The organism is Polaromonas sp. JS666 (genome assembly GCF_000013865.1).
Lineage (GTDB): Bacteria > Pseudomonadota > Gammaproteobacteria > Burkholderiales > Burkholderiaceae_C > Polaromonas.
This window is the reverse complement of record NC_007948.1, coordinates 669,572-686,694: the sequence shown is the minus strand read 5'-3', so window position 1 is coordinate 686,694 and position 17,123 is coordinate 669,572. Positions and strand designations below refer to the sequence as shown.

17 protein-coding genes and 1 pseudogene are annotated in these 17,123 nt (G+C 64.8%); 6 read left to right on the top strand and 12 right to left on the bottom strand.

Features of this window, described 5'->3' with window-relative positions; translation table 11 throughout:
• Positions 1 to 9 precede the first annotated feature (9 nt).
• Positions 10 to 507, top strand: coding sequence for an Lrp/AsnC family transcriptional regulator (locus tag BPRO_RS03310; RefSeq protein ID WP_011481635.1), 498 nt, complete (start codon positions 10 to 12; stop codon positions 505 to 507).
• Between the two features lie 235 nt (positions 508 to 742).
• Here BPRO_RS03310 and BPRO_RS03305 read toward each other — a convergent pair whose 3' ends face one another.
• The gene (locus BPRO_RS03305) at positions 743 to 1,612 is read right to left on the bottom strand and encodes a LysR family transcriptional regulator (RefSeq protein ID WP_011481634.1); all 870 of its coding nucleotides are present in this window, start codon (positions 1,610 to 1,612) and stop codon (positions 743 to 745) included.
• 102 nt (positions 1,613 to 1,714) lie between these two features.
• On the opposite strand from BPRO_RS03305, the gene BPRO_RS03300 reads away from it, so the two are divergent.
• Complete coding sequence (locus BPRO_RS03300; RefSeq protein WP_011481633.1) at positions 1,715 to 2,692, top strand: DMT family transporter; 978 nt, start codon at positions 1,715 to 1,717, stop codon at positions 2,690 to 2,692.
• Between the two features lie 727 nt (positions 2,693 to 3,419).
• On the opposite strand, the gene glmU is transcribed toward BPRO_RS03300, so the two are convergent.
• Positions 3,420 to 4,862: a bifunctional UDP-N-acetylglucosamine diphosphorylase/glucosamine-1-phosphate N-acetyltransferase GlmU gene (gene glmU / locus BPRO_RS03295; RefSeq protein ID WP_011481632.1), complete on the bottom strand. Its 1,443-nt coding sequence runs from the start codon at positions 4,860 to 4,862 to the stop codon at positions 3,420 to 3,422.
• Here glmU and BPRO_RS03290 point away from each other — a divergent pair.
• On the top strand, positions 4,861 to 5,790 hold the full coding sequence (locus BPRO_RS03290) for a DUF6279 family lipoprotein (protein ID WP_232291483.1): 930 nt from the start codon (positions 4,861 to 4,863) through the stop codon (positions 5,788 to 5,790). The two genes, glmU and BPRO_RS03290, sit on opposite strands and share 2 nt — an antisense overlap.
• An 81-nt stretch (positions 5,791 to 5,871) precedes the next feature.
• On the opposite strand, the gene BPRO_RS30830 is transcribed toward BPRO_RS03290, so the two are convergent.
• Positions 5,872 to 6,249 carry a hypothetical protein gene (locus tag BPRO_RS30830; protein WP_369794695.1) on the bottom strand — a complete coding sequence of 126 codons (378 nt, stop codon included), beginning with the start codon at positions 6,247 to 6,249 and terminating at the stop codon, positions 5,872 to 5,874.
• Positions 6,188 to 6,460 carry a cyclic nucleotide-binding domain-containing protein gene (locus BPRO_RS30825; RefSeq protein WP_369794694.1) on the bottom strand — a complete coding sequence of 91 codons (273 nt, stop codon included), beginning with the start codon at positions 6,458 to 6,460 and terminating at the stop codon, positions 6,188 to 6,190. Before BPRO_RS30825 ends, BPRO_RS30830 begins: the two co-directional genes overlap by 62 nt.
• Before the next feature lie 77 nt (positions 6,461 to 6,537).
• Here BPRO_RS30825 and BPRO_RS03280 point away from each other — a divergent pair, with 77 nt between their 5' ends.
• Entirely contained in the window at positions 6,538 to 6,945 is a 408-nt protein-coding gene (locus tag BPRO_RS03280; protein WP_011481629.1) for a BLUF domain-containing protein, read from the top strand.
• Between the two features lie 53 nt (positions 6,946 to 6,998).
• On the opposite strand, the gene BPRO_RS03275 is transcribed toward BPRO_RS03280, so the two are convergent.
• A complete protein-coding gene (locus BPRO_RS03275; RefSeq protein ID WP_011481628.1) occupies positions 6,999 to 7,988 on the bottom strand; it encodes an MBL fold metallo-hydrolase in 990 nt (329 codons plus the stop codon).
• Between the two features lie 210 nt (positions 7,989 to 8,198).
• Between BPRO_RS03275 and BPRO_RS30365 the strand changes: the two are divergent.
• A pseudogene (locus BPRO_RS30365) lies at positions 8,199 to 8,480 on the top strand (TfoX/Sxy family protein); the annotation flags it as partial.
• 17 nt (positions 8,481 to 8,497) lie between these two features.
• Here the strand turns inward: BPRO_RS30365 and BPRO_RS30360 are convergent.
• A complete protein-coding gene (locus BPRO_RS30360) occupies positions 8,498 to 9,100 on the bottom strand; it encodes a DUF2917 domain-containing protein (RefSeq protein WP_049764066.1) in 603 nt (200 codons plus the stop codon).
• Positions 9,101 to 9,247: 147 nt separating this feature from the next.
• On the opposite strand from BPRO_RS30360, the gene BPRO_RS03265 reads away from it, so the two are divergent.
• Positions 9,248 to 10,225, top strand: coding sequence for a LysR substrate-binding domain-containing protein (locus BPRO_RS03265; RefSeq protein WP_011481626.1), 978 nt, complete (start codon positions 9,248 to 9,250; stop codon positions 10,223 to 10,225).
• Positions 10,226 to 10,432: 207 nt separating this feature from the next.
• On the opposite strand, the gene BPRO_RS03260 is transcribed toward BPRO_RS03265, so the two are convergent.
• Genes BPRO_RS03260 through BPRO_RS03235 form a run of 6 tightly spaced genes read right to left on the bottom strand, consistent with a single transcriptional unit; the run spans position 10,433 to position 17,122 of the window.
• Positions 10,433 to 11,914 carry an N-acyl-D-amino-acid deacylase family protein gene (locus BPRO_RS03260; protein WP_011481625.1) on the bottom strand — a complete coding sequence of 494 codons (1,482 nt, stop codon included), beginning with the start codon at positions 11,912 to 11,914 and terminating at the stop codon, positions 10,433 to 10,435.
• Positions 11,911 to 12,822 carry a MurR/RpiR family transcriptional regulator gene (locus BPRO_RS03255; RefSeq protein ID WP_011481624.1) on the bottom strand — a complete coding sequence of 304 codons (912 nt, stop codon included), beginning with the start codon at positions 12,820 to 12,822 and terminating at the stop codon, positions 11,911 to 11,913. The genes BPRO_RS03260 and BPRO_RS03255 overlap by 4 nt, the downstream gene beginning before the upstream one ends.
• A gap of 53 nt (positions 12,823 to 12,875) precedes the next feature.
• The gene (locus BPRO_RS03250; RefSeq protein WP_011481623.1) at positions 12,876 to 14,174 is read right to left on the bottom strand and encodes an amino acid deaminase; all 1,299 of its coding nucleotides are present in this window, start codon (positions 14,172 to 14,174) and stop codon (positions 12,876 to 12,878) included.
• 16 nt (positions 14,175 to 14,190) lie between these two features.
• Positions 14,191 to 15,171 (bottom strand): ABC transporter ATP-binding protein, encoded by a 981-nt coding sequence (locus BPRO_RS03245; RefSeq protein WP_011481622.1) that lies wholly within the window; start codon positions 15,169 to 15,171, stop codon positions 14,191 to 14,193.
• A complete protein-coding gene (locus BPRO_RS03240; protein ID WP_011481621.1) occupies positions 15,168 to 16,262 on the bottom strand; it encodes an ABC transporter ATP-binding protein in 1,095 nt (364 codons plus the stop codon). The genes BPRO_RS03245 and BPRO_RS03240 overlap by 4 nt, the downstream gene beginning before the upstream one ends.
• Before the next feature lie 20 nt (positions 16,263 to 16,282).
• Entirely contained in the window at positions 16,283 to 17,122 is an 840-nt protein-coding gene (locus BPRO_RS03235; RefSeq protein ID WP_011481620.1) for an ABC transporter permease, read from the bottom strand.
• Position 17,123: the final 1 nt, after the last annotated feature.

The following is a 17,123-nucleotide window of genomic DNA, read 5'->3' as shown; positions in this document are numbered from 1 at the left end:
AGTAATTTTATGGAACAAATATCGATAGACGAAACAGACCTCAAGTTGCTGGACAGCCTGCAGACCGATGCATCGCTGAGCAACCAGGCTTTGGCCGAACGCGTTCATATCTCGCCGCCTACCTGTTTGCGCCGCGTCAAGCGCCTGCGCGATGCGGGACTGATCGAGCGGGAAGTGGCCCTGCTCAGCGGCGACAAGCTGGCCGCCCTGCTGGGGCACGGCCTGACCGCGATTGTCGAGATCACGCTCGACCGTCAAGGCGCCGAGCATCTGGATGCCTTTGAGCTGCGGGTAGCGGCCGATGCGGCCGTGCAGCAGTGCTACCGGGTGTCGCCGGGGCCAGACTTTGTGCTGATGGTGCACGTGGCCGACATGCCCAGCTACCTGGCGCTGGCGCAGCGGCTTTTTACCAGCGACGCCAATGTGCGCAACGTCAAGGCCTTCTTCAGCACCAAGCGGGCCAAGTTCGAACCCAAAGTGCTGCTGGCCTCAATACGGTTCAGTTAAGCCCTTGCCCCTGGTTTGTCATCCCGGACCCCGGATCAAGTCCGGGGCAGGCCCGATCCGGGATCCATGGATTGCGCGGGTCAGGCCCGCAATGACAAGTCATGGTTTTGGTCATTCCGATTCCGGGTGAATAACTTAACTGAACAGTATTGCTGCCAGCCTGACAACAGCAGACAAAAACAGCTGTCAAAAAAACCATCCAATAGAGAGCAAACGATAGCAAACGGGCACGGCCTCAAGCTTTAGTCTGCGCTTTGGCCAGGTCCCAAAATGCACGTGCCAGCGGCGACAGCCTAGCCGCATCCAGACAAGCGAGTCCGACCGTACGCGGCTGCGCGGGCAGCAGGGGCCGGTAAACCACGCCTTTGGGTGCGTCGGGCAGCGCCAGGCGGGCCGCCACCGATACCGCCAGGCCGCGCTGCACAAACTGCAGGATGGAGATGACCTGCGTGAAGTGATACAGCACCTTGGGCAGTGCAATGTTTTTCTGGAGGATGGGCACGATGACCGGGCCGCAACCGGCTTCGGTCAGCACAAAGTCCAGCCCCGTGAGCGCGCTGATCGGCACCGCCTTGTGTTTGGCCAGCGGATGCCCGGTCGGCAGGATGGCGACGAATTCATCCTGCACCAGCGGCTGCACTTCAAAACGTTCGTCGGGCACCACGACAAAGCCCAGTTCCACGCGCTTTTGCAGCAGCCAGTCGTCCACCACCTCGTCGCTTTCTTCCTCGATGCGCACCTGCGCGCCCGGGTGGCGCTTTTTGAACGCCGCGAGCAGGGGCGGCAACAGGTTCACGGTGGAAGTCGGGCCAAACGAGCCGATGCGCAGCGTGCCGGTTTTCAGCTCCCGGGCATCGCCCAGCTCCTGTGTCATGGTGGCCGCCAGGGCCGTCATTTCGCGGGCTCGCAGCAGCAGGCGTTCACCGGCGTCTGTCATGGCCACGCCGGAGGCATCGCGCTGCGCCAGCTTCACGCCGAACTGCGTTTCCAGTGCGCGCAGGGCGTGGCTGACGGCTGACTGTGTCGTGCCCAGACGCATGGCCGCACGCGAGAAGCTGCGGCATTCGTCCAGGGTGATCAGCACTTCGAGTTGGGCCAGGGTCATGATTTCATGATGAATGAATACTCATTTGATAGTGAGCAATTTAACAATTAATCTCATGTATCAATTTACCCCATTCACCGCTTTCCAACAACAAGAACCACCATGACGACTGCCACCACGCCACCCACTGTGGCCTCCACTGCCGCCGCCATCGCGCAGCCGGCCGCCACATCCGGCGCGGTGCCTGCCGGCACCAGGCTGCTGGGCATTTACCTCCGTTTGACTTGCGTGCCCATTCTTTGGGGCGGGACTTTTATCGCCGGCCGCGTCATCTCGGCCCACCTGCCCCCGGCCACCGCGGGCTTCGTGCGTTTTGTGTTTGCCACCCTGGCCTTGCTGGTGGCGCTGCATTTCACCCAGGGCCTGCGCGCCATCACGCAGGTCACGCGCGGCCAGTTGCTGGGCACCCTGGCGCTCGGCGCCACCGGCATCTTCATCTACAACCTGCTGTTTTTCACTGCGCTGTCGGTGCTGCCGGCAGGCCGCACCTCGCTCATCATCGCGCTCAACCCGGTGGTGACGCTGCTGCTCGCCGCTGCACTGTTGGGCGACCGGCTCTCGGCAGTGCGCTGGCTGGGTGTGGGCTTGGCGCTGCTGGGGGTATGGGTGGTCGTCACGCGCGGCGACCTCTCGCAAATCATGCAATCGCTGGGCAAGGGCGAGCTGTCGATGTTTGGCGCGGTGTGTGCCTGGGCGGTGTACACCTTGCTGGGCCGCAAGTTGCTGCAGAGCTTGTCGCCCCTGCTGGCCACGCTGTGGGCGGCCATCTGGGGCACGCTGTTGTTGGGGCTGCTGGCCTTGCGCGACATCTCCAGCGTGCATGCCGGGTCTTTCACGCCAGAGGTGTGGGCAGGCCTGGTTTTCCTCGGCGTGCTGGGCACTGCGGTGGCTTTTGTCTGGTACTACGAAGGCATACGCCAGCTGGGCGCGGCGCGCACCGTGGTGTTCAATAACCTGGTGCCGGTGTTTGGTGTGCTGCTGGGGTGGCTGATTTTGGGGGAGCCTTTGAGTGCCAGCCTGCTGGCCGGTGGGGGATTGGCTATTTTTGGGGTGTTTTTGGTGAATCGGGTAAAGGAGTGAGTTTGTTGCGGGCTTTTGGTTTGCTCCGGCGGTGGGTTCGCTGCTGAGGGTTGCTGAGGTTGCTGAGGGCTGCTGGCCGGGACTCGCCCCGGCGGGCGAGGCACTTTACTTTTGCTTCGCCAAAAGAAAGTACCCAAAGAAAAGGCGACCCGCAGTCTGGGTCCCTGCGCTTCGCTACGGGCAACCTGTGCTGCTCGATTACGGCGGCGGTCCGCAGAACTCGCCTGCGGCTCAAACAACTGCGGCCCCTTTAGGCCGCCTCCATCTGCGCTGCTCGGCCCAGCCAGGACGGGTGGGGAATGAATACCAATACCGAATACACACAGAAAAACACCAAGACAAACAAGGACACGCCGCGGCGTGTCCTTGTGGATTTATGTATTCGGTATTTGGCTGTAGGTATTTCTTTCTCTCCAGCCCTTCTGACTGCGCCAAGGAGCGCAGGGCCAGGCGGATCAGGGATCGCGATTGTCTGAGCGAAGTGCAACGTAGCGAGTTCGAGCGAGACCCCGCCTGGCCCGAGCACCGCAGGTTGCCCCGAAGCGAAGCGCAGGGGACGCAGACAGCAGGGTCGCCTTCTCTTTGCTTACTTTCTCTTGGCGAAGCAAGAGAAAGTGAGTCGCCCGCCGGGGCGAGACCCGGCCAGCAGCCCTCAGCAAAAAGCGCACTCACCAGAACAAAACAGCCTCGACAAGCCCAGCCCGAACTGAGGAAGAGGAAAGAAGCCTTATCCCTTGCTAACCTTCACAGGCCTTTTCCAGTTGGGCAGGCTGACTTGCTTGCCGCGCGCCACGCTGAGCGCGCCCGGGGGCGTGTCCTTGGTGATGGTGGAGCCGCCGCCCACCGTGCCGCCCTGCCCTATCGTCACCGGCGCCACCAACACGCAGTTGCTGCCGATATGCACATCGGCCTCAATCACCGTGCGGTGCTTGTTGGCACCGTCGTAGTTGGCGGTGATGCTGCCCGCGCCGTAGTTGACGCGCTCGCCCACGGTGGCATCGCCCAGGTAGGCCAGGTGGTTGGCCTTGGCGCCTTTGGCCAGGGTGGAATTCTTCACTTCGACAAAGTTGCCGATGTGCACTTCAGCGCCCAGCTGGGCACCCGGCCGCAGCCGGGCAAACGGGCCAATCAGTGCACCCTCGCCCACCTGCACGCCCAGCTTTTCACCGTCGATGTGGGTAAATGGGTGGATCACCGCGCCGGCCGCAATCGTGGCGTTGGCAATCACGCAGTTGGCGCCGATGCGCACGCCTTCGCCCAGGCTGACCTGGCCGGCGAACACGCAGTTCACATCAATCTCGACATCCTGGCCGCATTGCAGCGTACCGCGCACGTCAAAACGGGCCGGGTCGGCCAGCCGCACGCCCTGCTCCATCAGGGCCGTGGCCTGCCTCAGCTGGTAAACGCGCTCCAGTTCGGCCAGCTGCACCGGGCTGTTGACGCCCGCGACCTGCGCCGCATCGGTGATCTGGTGCGCCACCACAGCCACCCCATCGGCCACGGCGAACTTCACGATGTCGGTGAGGTAGTACTCGCTTTGCACATTCTTGTTGTCCAGCCGATGGATCCAGCCGCGCAGCAAGCGGGTGGGCACGGCCATGATGCCGCTGTAGATTTCATGGATACCGCGCTGGGCCTCGGTGGCATCCTTGTGCTCGACGATGGCCCTGACCTGTGATGAAGCCTGGGCAGTGGCCTGCGTCCCGGCGCGCACGATGCGCCCGTAGCCGGTGGGATCGGCCATGTTCAGCGTGAGCAGCGCCAGCCGCTGGCCGTCGCACTGCTCCAGCAGGGCCCGCAGCGTGGCGGGCTGCGTCAGCGGAACGTCGCCCGACAGCACCAGCGTGACGCCGTCGTCGGCCAGCAGCGGCAGGGCCTGCTGCACCGCGTGGCCGGTGCCGAGCTGCGGCTCCTGCCGCGCAAACTTCAGGCTCAGGTCCTGGCGCGCATCGCCTGCAGCCCGCGTCAGGTGGGCGCAGGCGGCCTCAACATCTGCAGCGCCGTGCCCCGCGATGACCACCGCCTGGCGGGCCGATAATCGGGCAGCGCAATCGATCACATGCGCCAGCAAGGCACGACCGCCCAATTGGTGCAACACTTTGGGCAAGGCGCTTTTCATCCGCGTGCCTTTGCCCGCGGCCATGATGACGACATCAATTGGGGTTGCCATGAAGTTTCCTGTTAATTTTGGGATGAAGGGGCATTCGGGCCCGGCGGCACAGACAAGGCTGAACCGTTTCATCCGGATTATCGGTGTGCTGGCACTGGCCTGCCTCTTGCCGGCCTGCAGCGCCCTGAAAATTTTCTACAACCAGGCGCCGGACTTTGCCTACTGGTACCTGGATGGTTATATCGACTTCACCGGCGCGCAAAGCCTGCAGGTCAAGGACGACCTTGGCAAGCTCCAGGCCTGGCACCGTCAGACCCAGTTGCCGGCTTATATCGACACCCTTCGCAAGCTGCGGCAGCGCATGCCCGCTGACATGGACGCCGCCCAGGCCTGCGCGGTATTTGCCGATGTGCGCAGCAAGCTGGTCGCGGTTTCTCACCGGGCCGAGCCGGTGGCTGTGGCACTCGTGGGCACGCTGCAAACCAGCCAGCTGACGCAACTGGAGCGCCAGTGGGCCAAGGGCAATGCAGATTACCGGGACACCTTTCTCGACGGCCCGCCCCAAAAAGGACGCGACAAGCGCTACAAGCAGGCGGTCAGCCGCGCCGAGCGGCTGTATGGAACCCTGGAGGAAAAACAGCTCGCCGTGATTGGCCAGCGGATCGACCAGTCGCGCTTTGATGCGGCCCTGTTTTATGCCGAGAAACTGCGGCGCCAGCAGGATGTCCTGCAGACCTTGCGCGTCCTGGTTGCGGAGCGGCCCAGCGCGGAAAAAACGCGGCTGGCCGTACGCGGGCTGCTGGAGCGATGGCTCCACTCGCCCATCCCCGCACATCGCGACCATCTGGAAGGGTTGACGCGGGAAGGCTGCCAAACATTTGCCGCCCTGCACAACAGCACCACCCCGGCCCAACGCGCCCAGGCGGTCGAGACCCTTGACGCTTACGAGCAGGACCTCAGGGCTTTGTCAAGCGTCCAGAAATCATGACCATCCAGCAGCAGGCGCTCCAGCGATACGCTGGCGACCGGCGCGCGCCGCTCTTCGCTCTTCGCTTTTTGCTCTTGGCTGTCACGCCGCTTCCTCGGGAGTAGCCCGCCTGGCCGCTTTGGCATCTGACTTCACATCTGCATCCACCTTGGCCCTCGCTGCCAGCCCGCGCCTACAACAGCGGTACTTTACTGGGCGGCGTGTCGTAGTAATCTGCAATGCGCTCCAGCGCCCTGGTGTTGAGCAGGCGCAGCCGCCCTGCGCCAGCCCGATGCGGTCCAGCCTGCGGTACAGATGCATCAACAGCATCGCAACGCGCTCGGTCGCGTTGCGCCGGCCGGCGGTCAGCAGGTTGTCGTCCACCATGCCTTCCTCGCGCGCCGACAGCCAGGTGATGTCATAGCCCAGGCTGGGATATTGGCGAAACAGCGCCCAAAGACCATCGCGGGGGGAACACACACAATGTCACATCGGTTACCGCTTCAATGCCATGGATGGGGCCATCCGAAAATTTTTGCTGCAAACCGATGAGATCGCCCGGCAAAAGAAAATTCAGGATCTGCCGGCGACCGTCACTCAGGGTCTTGTAGCGAAAGGCCCCCGTCTGGCGAAGGCGGCAGGCGTTGCAAACCGGTGGGCAGCTTGAAGAGGGTGAAGGCGCGCTGGCCATAGGAGGTGAATTTCAGGCAGGAGACCTGTGTCTTTTGACATTGCCCCGTTTGTTGCTACCGGCTACATTTTTCATCAATGATGCAAAAACCAGCCCCCTTGCACGAAGTTCTCTTCGTCAGCACCATCGCGCCCGAGGCGCCCATCAGCATCGTCGCGCAGATCGCGGGCAAAGCGCGCATTGCCAACAAGGCACGCGACATCACGGGGCTGCTCATTTTTGACGGCATCCGCTTTTGCGAGCAACTCGAAGGCCTTGAAGAAGACACTCTGGCGCTACTGGAGCGGATTCGCCAGGACCCGCGGCACACCAGTATCAAGTTGCTGCATCATGGTCCCCTGTCCGAACGCAGATTCAAGAGCTTCAGCATGGGTTACGCACCCGTGGAGGATGTCGAGGTGCTGGGCAGGCTGGAACAGCTGGAAGGGCAAGCCGCCGTTGATGCCTTTGTGGAAATTCTCTCCACGCTGGATCTTGATTCCTGAACCAGACCCAGGCGCAGGGCCCGCGCCTTGACAAGCCAGGCTTGTGGTGTAGCTCACCCCTGCAGCGCAGCCCACATCTCCCTGTCCCGCTCGGCCGTCCAGATGCGCGGGTTCTTGATGCCGCTGGCTTCATCAAAGGCGCGGCTCACATCAAACGGCAGGCAGTGTTCGTAAATGAATACGTGGCCAAACACCGGGTCCATGCTCCTGCGGGTGTGGTCCATCGCCGCTTTCAGGTCCATGCCGGCAGCGGCGGCCTCCTTGCCCGCCTGATAGAGGGTCTCGACCCAGCGCCTGGTGTAGTCCAGCGCCTTGTTGACGTTGGCGGCGCCCTTCATCGCCTCGCCGCGGCCGGGCACGATGGCCTCGGCCTTCAGCGCACGCAGGGCCTCGAGTGTGGCGGGCCATTCCTCCAGCTGCGCATCGCCGGTGTACACGCCGGCTTCGTATTCGACCAGGTCGCCCGAGAACAGCACTTTTTCTTCTTCGACCCAGGCGATGGTGTCGCCGCGCGTGTGGCCCGGGCCCGGGTGCCAGATCTGCACCTTGACGCCGCCGAGGTCCAGCACCAGCCTGCCCGGCACCTCCCCTTTGGCGGGGTTGCCGCCGGCAATGACCAGGGTGGGCCAGGTCAGGCCGGGCACGCTCTCGGCGTTGCGAAAGAGGCGCGGAAAGCGCTCCATCTCGCTTTGCATGTCCTGCGCGCCGCGCTCAGCAATCAGCTCACAGGTGCCCTGGCTCGCGATCACTTCAGTCGCGCCTTCGGCAAAGTAGGCGCTGGCGCCCAGCACGCGGACGGCGTGGTAGTGCGTCAGCAGCACGTACTTGATGGGTTTGTCGCTGATGGTGCGGATGCGCGCGATCAGGTCCTGCGCCATGGCGGGCGTGGCCGTGGCGTCGCTCACCATGATGAATTTGTCGCCGATGATCACGCCCGAGTTCGGGTCGCCCTCGGCGGTGTAGGCCCAGCAGTGGGCGCTGAGCTGCTCAAAGGTGATGGTCTTGTCCGTCAGGTCGGACTGCGAGGCGAAGGCTTTGGACATGGGGTTCCTGTTTTCCGGTGTGGGGGCCGCTCAATGCTGCTCAATACCGCCCAGGGCGCTGCGGTGGCGAATGCACGCCATTTTACGTAAACGTAATCAGTTACGCATTGTTAAACCACTACCCATGCGGCCACATGGGAAAGCATCGAACACTCACCCTTTCGTGAAGGTTTCGCCACGGTTTCGCCGGGCTTGCGCTAAGGTTGCGGTATGGCGACTCCCAAAGACGATTTTGCAATCTACTGCTGTGAACTGCTGTCCGGCGTCGGGCCGTGCGTTGCCAGGCGCATGTTTGGCGGCTACGGCATCAGCACCTCAGGCCTGACGCTGGCGCTGGTGGCCGATCTCGGGGGCGGGGAAAAGCTCTGGCTCAAGGCCGATGCAGATACCCGCGGCCGGTTTGAAGCCGCGGGCTGTGAACGGTTTACCTATGACATCACCCGAAACGGCGAGCGCTTGGCGCACAGCCTGAATTATTACAGCGCCCCCGAGGAGGCGATGGAGTCCGCTCAGTTGATGCTGCAGTGGGCGCGGGTGTCTCTCGATTGCGCGTTGAAAGCGCGTTCTGCCAAATCACCGCGGGCCCGGGTCGCCAGAAAAACCACCGCAAAACCGGTCAGCGCAACCTCGACCGCCGCCGCCACACCGCCGGCCAGGCCACGGGCCAGCCGGCCCACCGCACCGCCCACCAGGCCGAGCGCCAGGCGCAAGTCAAGCAGGGGCTGAACCACGCCCGCGCGCCAGCCTGTGGCCTTCGCCGGCACGGGGTGGGCGGCCGCCGCGGGCTCCCAGTTGAAGTAGGCCGACGACGCATGCCCCACGCCAAAAGATTCCATCACCACGGCCTCGCCAGCCGACAGTGGCAGGCTTTCACCGCGGCTGAGAAAATGGTCGCCGGCGCGCACACGCAGGTCGTCGCCGGCGTTGTTGAAGGTCACCCATACCCGGCCGTGCGCGATGCGCAGCACGCCGGCCTGGCGGGCATGCAGGGTCAGCACGCGGCCCGCGCCCAGCTTCCAGCAGCCGGGCAGTCCTTCAGCCCGGGCCGCCGCGGCATCGGTCGCCTGGGGCAGGTAGTGGTTGCCTGAATGATGAGCAATTGCGTGGTCCATGGTGTTCTCCAGAAAAAGACCTGAATTCGTTGACGGGAATGAATGATCTCGCCGGGGGGCTTCCCCGTCCAATGAAATCGCGGTACGCTATTCATTCCATAAACGCATCAATCACCCCACCTCCCACCCACCCCCACCCCACTCCGCATGCTGCATTCGCAAACCCATTTACGCTCCCGGCCGATTTCAGCCGGCCAGCTGCGCGCCTTCGAGGCAGTCGCCCGCCACCTCAATTTCCGCGCCGCCTCCGAAGAGCTGGCGCTCACGCAGTCGGCCGTGAGCCGCCAGATCCAGGCGCTGGAAGAAGATGTCGGCGTCAGCCTGTTTCACCGTCACACCCGGGCGGTGGAGCTCACCGGTGCGGGCGGCACCCTGCTGCGGGCGGTCACACCGTCGCTGGAGCGCATTGACGGCGCGGTGCGGCAGATCCGCCAGAGCGCCGGGCGCAAAAGCGTTGCGCTCACCACCTTTGCGTCGTTTGCCTCGATGTGGCTGATTCCCCGGCTCGAGGTTTTTCAGCGCGAGAACCCCGACATCGACATCCGGATTGATGCGTCGGACGTGGCGGTGGACCTCGATGTTTCGGACCTGGACCTGGCTCTGCGCTATGCCCCGGCCAGCCACATGCCGCCGCACGCCATCCGCCTGTTTGGCGAGCAGATCACGCCGGTGATCAGCCCCTGGCTGCTCAAGAGCGGCCCGCGCCTGAAAAAGCCGGATGACCTGGCGCATTTCACCTTGATCGAAGCAGGCGACGCGCACCGCACGCACTTTGAATGGCTGACCTGGCGCCGCTGGATGGACCAACACGCCACACCCAAGCTGGAGGCCAAGCGCTGGCTTTACTTCAACTACGCCTACCAGATGGTGCAGGCGGCGCTGACGGGCCAGGGCGTGGTGCTGGCACGCCTGCCGCTGATTGCCGAAAGCCTGGCCTCGGGCGACCTGGTCGAGCCCCTGCCGCACCTGCGCATGGAGTCCCCCATGGCTTACTGGCTGATCATCGGCCCACGCAATGTGGCGCGCCCCGAAGTGCTGGCGTTCTGCGAGTGGCTCAAGGCGCAAGGCGCGCAGACCCGCAAGGCCATTGGCGATGTGCCCGACGCCGACACGGTGGAGAAGTAGGGCCCCCACGCTCCCCACTTCGTGTGGTTCGCTGCCCCCCGAGGGGGCGCTGCGCCTGCGGCCCGGCAAAGCCGGTTCCGCGGCCCTGGCTGGGAAGATACAGCCCCCACGCTCCCCACTTCGTGTGGTTCGCTGCCCCCCGAGGGGGCGCTGCGCCTGCGGTCTGGCAAAGCCAGTCCCGCGGCCCCTGCTGGGCGGGGAACCTTTTCAGGGCTGGGTTACGTGCCGTTTTAGCAACCGGCCAGCGCGCGCCTGCACCTTGGCGTTGGCCGCATCGGCGGAGCCGGCCACATAGGCCAGTTCGCCGTTGACAAACACCTTCTCGATGCCTTCAGACAGCGCGATCGGGTTCTCGTAGGTGGCCACGTCGCGCACGCGGGCCGGATCCAGCACCACTACATCGGCATGCCAGCCGGGCTGCAGCTGGCCGCGCTGGTGCAGGCGGAAATTGCGGGCCGACAGGCCGGTCATTTTGTAGATGGCGGTTTCCAGCGAAAACAGTTTCTCCTCGCGCCAGTAGCGCGCCAGCACGCGCGGAAACGCGCCCCACAGGCGCGGATGCGGATGCTGGTCATGCGGCAAGCCGTCCGAGCCGATCATGGTCAGCGGGTGGGCCACGACGCGCCGCACGTCGTCTTCGTGCATCTGGAAATAACAGGCGCCTCCGGGCTGCAGGCGGCGGCACACCGCCTTCTGGTCAACGCCCCACTCGGCCGCAATCGAGGCCAGCGTGCGGCCCGTCATTTCGGGGTGCGGCGTGGACCAGCTCACCAGCACGTCGATCACGCCATCGACCAGGTCTTCACGCAGCACGGTGGAGCCGGCCACATAGGGGTAGACGTCCATGGCCACCGGCTGGCGGCGGGCGAGCGATTCAATCAGCGGCAGGGTCTGCTGCGTGCGACCCCAGTTGGCGGGCCCGGCGCATTTGTGGTGCGACACGATCAGCGGCACGCCGGCGCTGAAAGCGGTATCGCCCGCCTCGTGCAGCGCTTCCACGATGGTCGCCATTTCATCGCGCAGGTGGGTGCTGTACACCCCGCCGAAACGCGACACCACCTGGGCCAGGCGCACCACTTCCTGCGCCGGCGCGGCAAAGGCCGGTTCGTAAAAAAGGCCTGACGACATGCCGGTGGCGCCGCTCTCCATGCACTGCGTGAGCAGCGCGCACATGGCGTCGAGCTCGCTGGCGCTGGCGGCGCGGGTCAGGTCGCCCATGCAGGCAAAGCGCAGGGTGGTGTGGCCAATCAGCACGGCGACATTCACTGCCGGCTGCGCCTGGATGATGGCGCGCTCATAGCTTTGAACGGAGTCAAAGCGAAACGAATCGGCCCCGAGCAGATTCAGCGGGGGTTCGGGGTTGTCGACGATGAAAGGCAGCAGCGAAATGCCGCAGTTGCCGGTGATGACGGTGGTGATGCCCTGCGACACCTTGGGCAGCATGTCGGGCTGCTTGAGCACGATCGCATCGTCGTGCGTGTGCACATCGATAAAGCCCGGGGCGATGGCCAGGCCCGTGCAATCGATACGGGCCACCTCTTCGGGCTTCAGGCCTTCGGGCAGCTGGTCACTGAGATTTTTGCCCAGCGCCGCAATACGGCCGTCCATCAGCAGAACGTCGCCAATCCAGCCTTCAGCACCGGTACCGTCAATCACCAGCCCGCTTTCAAGCAGGGTCGCACGTGTCATTTGAGTTTGCTTTCCTTGACGGCGGTGACCGTGTCCCAATCGAGCCTGGGATAGTGCCGCATGTCCACGCCGCGCGTGCTGAGCACGTCGCGCACGCCGCCCAGGCGTTTGACGGCCAGGTCACCCAGGCGCTGCGCCACCAGCACGGTGACGATTTCAATCACGGTGAGGTGGACCAGGTAGGCCTCGGTGCCCACATGCATGACCGGGTCTTCCGGCACATGGATGCCGAGCACAATGTCGGCCCGCTCGGCCAGCGCGGTCCCCTGCTGGGTCAGGGCGATCACCGTGGCGCCTTGCGAGCGGGCCACGTCTACCGCTTCGAGCAACGACGGCATGCCGCCCACGTGCGAGATGGCAAACACCACGCCCTGCTTGCCGATGGTGGCCGCGGACACCAGCTGCAAATGAATGTCGAGGTAGGCGTTGGACACCAGCCCCAGCCGGAACAGCCGGGCCTGCATGTCGGAGGCCATGAAGCTGGAGGTCACGCCGACGCTGTAGCAATCGACCCGGCTGGCACGCACGATGGCGTCGGCCGCCGCCTCCACCGCAGCCACGCTGAGCTGGGCCTGCACGCCGCTGACGGCCGTGGCCGCACCCTTGATGACCTTGGAGATGACCTCCTCTGCGTCGTCATGCAGCTGCACCCGGCGGTGCAGGGGCGAGCCGCTGACGGCCATTTCCTGCGCCAGCGCGAGCTTGAACTCGCGCAGGCCCGGGTAGCCCAGATCGCGGCAGGTGCGCATCACCGTGGGCACCGAGCTGCCGGCGCGCTGCGCCAGCTGCTCAAAACTTTCATCGAGCACCCGTTGCGGGTCTTGCAGGATCAGCGCCAGCACCTTGCGCCGGGAGGTGGGCGCGATTGCGATGACCTCGGCAATTTTGGCAAGCACTTTGGAAGTCATGGCGTGAGGTAGGAAAGGTAGGGGAACATCAAAAGCAGGGGAACATCAAAAAATCAGAAACAGGTTACGAGGGCATCGCACACGGTGTAGTTCTCATCCACCACGGGCATCCAGCGCCATTTGTCAAACGTGGTGCAGGGGTGCGAAATGCCCAGCGCCACCAGGTCGCCCACCTTGAGCGCCGCATGCTCGGGGCCGGTGCCGCGCAAGTAGGCATGCTGGTCGTTCAGGCCGCCGATCTTCCAGTCGGCGGGTGCACCGGTAACGCCGCGGTCGCCGGGTTTGCAAAAGCCCAGCGGCACGGGCAAATCCAGATCGTAGGAAATGTCGCGCTTGCCGACCGCAAGAATCGCCAGACCCGGCTCGGGGCAGGACTGCACCGCCGCCCAGACTTCCAGCGCGGCCTGCAGGCCATCGCCGCAGCCGAGGCGTGAATTGACCGTGCTCACCATGCGTTTGTAAAAACCGTGGTCATGCGTGACGTAGCAGCCCGAGCGCAACAGGCCGCGCACAGGTTGCGAGAGTTCGGGTTTGAGGCGGTTGGCCACCAGGTCAAAAATCGCCGAACCGCCGGCCGAGACCAGCACTTCCTCATTGTCAAAAAAATGCTGCTGGTCGCAGGCAATGGCGATGTCGCACACGCGCTGCATCAGCGCCCCCGCATAGGCCTCGTCCGGGTCGGACTGACCGGTCGCGCCCAGGCCTTCGTAACACTCGATGCCGACCAGGCGGCAAGCCGGGCTGGCATGAACGCGTTGGGCCAGCGTCAGGGCATCGTGCTGGTTGCGGCAGCCGGTGCGGCCGCCCTCGACACCGATTTCCAGCAGCACCTCAAAAGGCCGCACCGGCGTTTGCGCATCCTGTTGCGACGCATGCCAGGCCTCAATAAGCTCCAGCTGTGCCGCCGAATCCACCAGAAAGGCAATGCGCAAGCCTGCGTACTCGCGCTGCATGTCCTGAATGCCGGCGAGGTCTGCCGCGGTGAAGACCTGGTTGGCAATCATGCAGCGGCGCGCGCCCGCCAAGACGCCGGCACGCAACTGGGCGACGGTGGCAAAGGTCAGGCCCCAGGCGCCCGCATCGAGCTGGCGCTTGAGCAGTTGCGGCGACATGGTGGTCTTGCCATGCGGCGCCATGTCGATGCCCCGGTCGGTGGCGAAGCGCTGCATCCAGGACAGGTTGTGCTGCAGGGCCTGCTGCTTGACCAGCGCCACGGGCAGCGGCAGGTCGCCGTCGAGCACGCGCCAGTGCTGGGCGGCAATCTGCGAACGGCGCAGCGCAGGGCTGGTGTGCGGAAATCCCTTGAAGGAGCGGTCGATCTGCGGATCGAGAATGTCTTGCAGTGTGGTCATGAATCAATCCAGATTATCAGGCGGCCATCAACGATGCGTTGATAACGATGTCGTCGCGGATGCAGGCCTTGAAGCGGCCCTGCCCCATGTCGCGCAACTCGGGGCGGGCGCCCGCGCAAGCCTCGATTGCGTGCGGGCAGCGGGTACGGAACACGCAGCCGGAAGGCGGATTCACGGGGCTGGGAATGTCGCCCTTGAGCGCGACGCGCTCGCTCTTGTGCTCCGGATCGGGCTTGGGCGAGGCAGCCAGCAGCGCCTGCGTGTAGGGATGCAGCGGCCGCGCGAACAGCTCGGCGGTGGGCGCCACTTCCATCACGCGGCCGAGGTACAGCACCACCACGCGGTCGCACAAATACTCCACCACGTCCAGGTCATGCGAGATGAACAGCATGGTCAGCGAGAGCCGGTCGCGCAGGTCGCACAGCAGGTTGACCACCTGCGCCTGGATGGACACGTCCAGCGCGGACAGGGGCTCGTCGGCCACGATGAATTCAGGCTCGACGGCCAGGGCGCGCGCCACGCCGATACGCTGGCGCTGGCCGCCGGAGAACTCATGCGGGTAACGGTCGGCGTGTTCGGCGCGCAGGCCGACCAGGGCCAGCAACTCGGCAATCCGCCGCTCGCGCGCCGCCTTGCCTTTGGCCAGGCCATGCACCTGCAGCGCCTCCCCAAGGATGTCCTTGACGCGCATCTTGGGGTTCAGGCTGGCGTAGGGGTCCTGAAAAATCATCTGCAGCTTGCTGCGCAGCGTGCGCATGCGGCTGCTGGAGGCGGCCCCGAGGTCTTCGCCCCGGTACAGCACCTGGCCCGACGTGCTCTCGATCAGGCGCAGCAGGGTGCGGCCTATGGTGCTTTTGCCGGACCCGGATTCACCGACCAGCCCCAGCGTTTCACCGGGCTGGATCGTGAAGGACACATCGTCCACCGCGCGCACGGGTTTGGCCGGCGCACCGAAATAGCGGTGCAGGTTCTTGACTTCGATCAGCGGGGCACTCATGCGGTCTCCACGGGAAGAGTTGGAACAGTTGCAGGCTCGCGGACCAGAATGCAGCGTGCGCTGCGGTGCGGGCCGGCACTTTCCAGCGCCGGCATGGCCTCGCGGCAGGCCGCCAGGGCATGGTCGCAGCGGGGCTCGAACGCGCAGCCGGGCGGCGGCGCGAGCGGGCTGGAGACCTGGCCCCGAATGGCGTACAAGCGGCGCCTGGAACCCACCTCACCGGCGGCCAGTTCGCGCTTGCGCTGCTGCGCCGGCAGGCAGGCCAGCAGGCCCTGCGTGTAGGGATGGCGCGGCAAGGCAAACAGCTCGCGCACGGGCGCCGACTCGACGATGCGGCCCGCATACATCACCGCCACGTCATCGGCATGGTGCGCGACGACGCCGAGGTTGTGCGTGATGAACAAAATACTCATGCCGGTCTCGGCCTGCAGGCGCCGCATCAGCTCCAGGATCTGCGCCTGGATGGTCACATCCAGCGCCGTGGTCGGCTCGTCGGCAATCAGCAGCGTGGGGTTGCAAGCCATGGCCAGCGCAATCATGACGCGCTGGCGCATGCCGCCCGACAGCTGGTGCGGGTACTCGTGCAGGCGCTGCGCGGCGGCCGGAATCTCCACCAGCTCCAGCATGCGCAGGGCATGGGCCAGCGCGGCGCTGCGGTCCAGCCCCATGTGCAGGCGCACCGACTCGGCAATCTGCTCGCCCACCGTGAAGACGGGGTTCAGGCTGGTCATGGGCTCCTGGAAGATCATGGCGATTTCATTGCCGCGGATGCGGCGCATGGCCGGCTCGGGCAGGGCCAGCAGGTCCAGGGTTTCGCCGGCGCGGTTGGTGAAGAGCGCCTGACCGCTGACCTGCGTGGCGGCGGTGCGTGACAGCAGGCGCATCAGGGTCAGGCTGGTCACCGATTTGCCGGAGCCAGACTCGCCCACCAGCGCCGTGGTCTTGCCGGGGCGAATGCTGAAGCTGACGTCGGCCACCGAACGGATCAGGCCCTCGTCGGTGTCGAAAAAGGTGCTCAGATGGCGGACATCGAGCCGCGGGGTAATCGACGCGGTAGACGGCGCATTGGAAGAGGTGATGGGCGAATTCATGGGGTCTGGCCTCTGATTGTTCACAGCGACTTCTTGAGCCGCGGATCCAGCAGGTCGCGCACACCGTCGCCCAGCAACTGCAGCGACAGCGCGGTCAGGATGATGGCGAGGCCGGGAAATAAAACGATCCAGAGCGCTTCATGCGCATACTGCTGGCTGCCGGCCACCATGGTGCCCCAGGTCGGAATCTCGGGCGGCACACCCACACCGAGGAAAGACAGGGCGGCCTCCGCCAAAATGGCATAGGCAAAGATGAACGAGGCCTGCACCAGGATGGGCGACATCAGGTTGGGCAGGATGTGGCGCCACAGGATGCGGGGCGTCGACACACCCACGGCCCGCGCCGCTTCGACAAACAGCAGTTCACGCACGACCAGCGTCGAGGCGCGGACCACGCGGGCGACGCGCGGCGAGTACACCAGCACCAGAGCCAGCACCACATTGAGCATGGAGGGGCCCAAAATGGCCACCAGGGCAATGGCCAGCAGGATGTCGGGCAAAGACATCATGGCGTCCACGACCCGCATGATGGGCGCGTCCAGCCGCCGGAAAAAACCCGCCACCAGGCCGAACAGCGTGCCGAACACAATAGCGCCCATGGCGGTCAGCGCGGCAATCGTGAGCGAATAGCGGCCGCCGAAGGCAATGCGCGCAAACAGGTCGCGGCCCAGCTCGTCGGTGCCCATCAGATGGCTGACCGTCGGCACCGACAGGCGCTCGCGCACCGCGGTTTCATTCGGGTCGTAGCCCGTGATCACGTTGGCCAGCAGGGCGACCGCCACCACGACCAGCAGGCAGATGCCGGCGGCCAGCACGATGCGGCGCCGGAACAGTTTTTTGAGAGTGAGCGGAATTTTCATG

Bases quoted from the DNA above. Each gene is read 5' to 3' on its own strand.
- BPRO_RS03310 (WP_011481635.1), top strand. From the start codon at position 10: ATGGAACAAATATCGATAGACGAAACAGACCTCAAGTTGCTGGACAGC.
- BPRO_RS03305 (WP_011481634.1), bottom strand. From the start codon at position 1,612: ATGACCCTGGCCCAACTCGAAGTGCTGATCACCCTGGACGAATGCCGC.
- BPRO_RS03300 (WP_011481633.1), top strand. From the start codon at position 1,715: ATGACGACTGCCACCACGCCACCCACTGTGGCCTCCACTGCCGCCGCC.
- BPRO_RS03290 (WP_232291483.1), top strand. From the start codon at position 4,861: ATGAAGTTTCCTGTTAATTTTGGGATGAAGGGGCATTCGGGCCCGGCG.
- glmU (WP_011481632.1), bottom strand. From the start codon at position 4,862: ATGGCAACCCCAATTGATGTCGTCATCATGGCCGCGGGCAAAGGCACG.
- BPRO_RS30825 (WP_369794694.1), bottom strand. From the start codon at position 6,460: ATGGCCAGCGCGCCTTCACCCTCTTCAAGCTGCCCACCGGTTTGCAAC.
- BPRO_RS03280 (WP_011481629.1), top strand. From the start codon at position 6,538: ATGATGCAAAAACCAGCCCCCTTGCACGAAGTTCTCTTCGTCAGCACC.
- BPRO_RS03275 (WP_011481628.1), bottom strand. From the start codon at position 7,988: ATGTCCAAAGCCTTCGCCTCGCAGTCCGACCTGACGGACAAGACCATC.
- BPRO_RS30360 (WP_049764066.1), bottom strand. From the start codon at position 9,100: ATGGACCACGCAATTGCTCATCATTCAGGCAACCACTACCTGCCCCAG.
- BPRO_RS03265 (WP_011481626.1), top strand. From the start codon at position 9,248: ATGCTGCATTCGCAAACCCATTTACGCTCCCGGCCGATTTCAGCCGGC.
- BPRO_RS03260 (WP_011481625.1), bottom strand. From the start codon at position 11,914: ATGACACGTGCGACCCTGCTTGAAAGCGGGCTGGTGATTGACGGTACC.
- BPRO_RS03255 (WP_011481624.1), bottom strand. From the start codon at position 12,822: ATGACTTCCAAAGTGCTTGCCAAAATTGCCGAGGTCATCGCAATCGCG.
- BPRO_RS03250 (WP_011481623.1), bottom strand. From the start codon at position 14,174: ATGACCACACTGCAAGACATTCTCGATCCGCAGATCGACCGCTCCTTC.
- BPRO_RS03245 (WP_011481622.1), bottom strand. From the start codon at position 15,171: ATGAGTGCCCCGCTGATCGAAGTCAAGAACCTGCACCGCTATTTCGGT.
- BPRO_RS03240 (WP_011481621.1), bottom strand. From the start codon at position 16,262: ATGAATTCGCCCATCACCTCTTCCAATGCGCCGTCTACCGCGTCGATT.
- BPRO_RS03235 (WP_011481620.1), bottom strand. From the start codon at position 17,122: ATGAAAATTCCGCTCACTCTCAAAAAACTGTTCCGGCGCCGCATCGTG.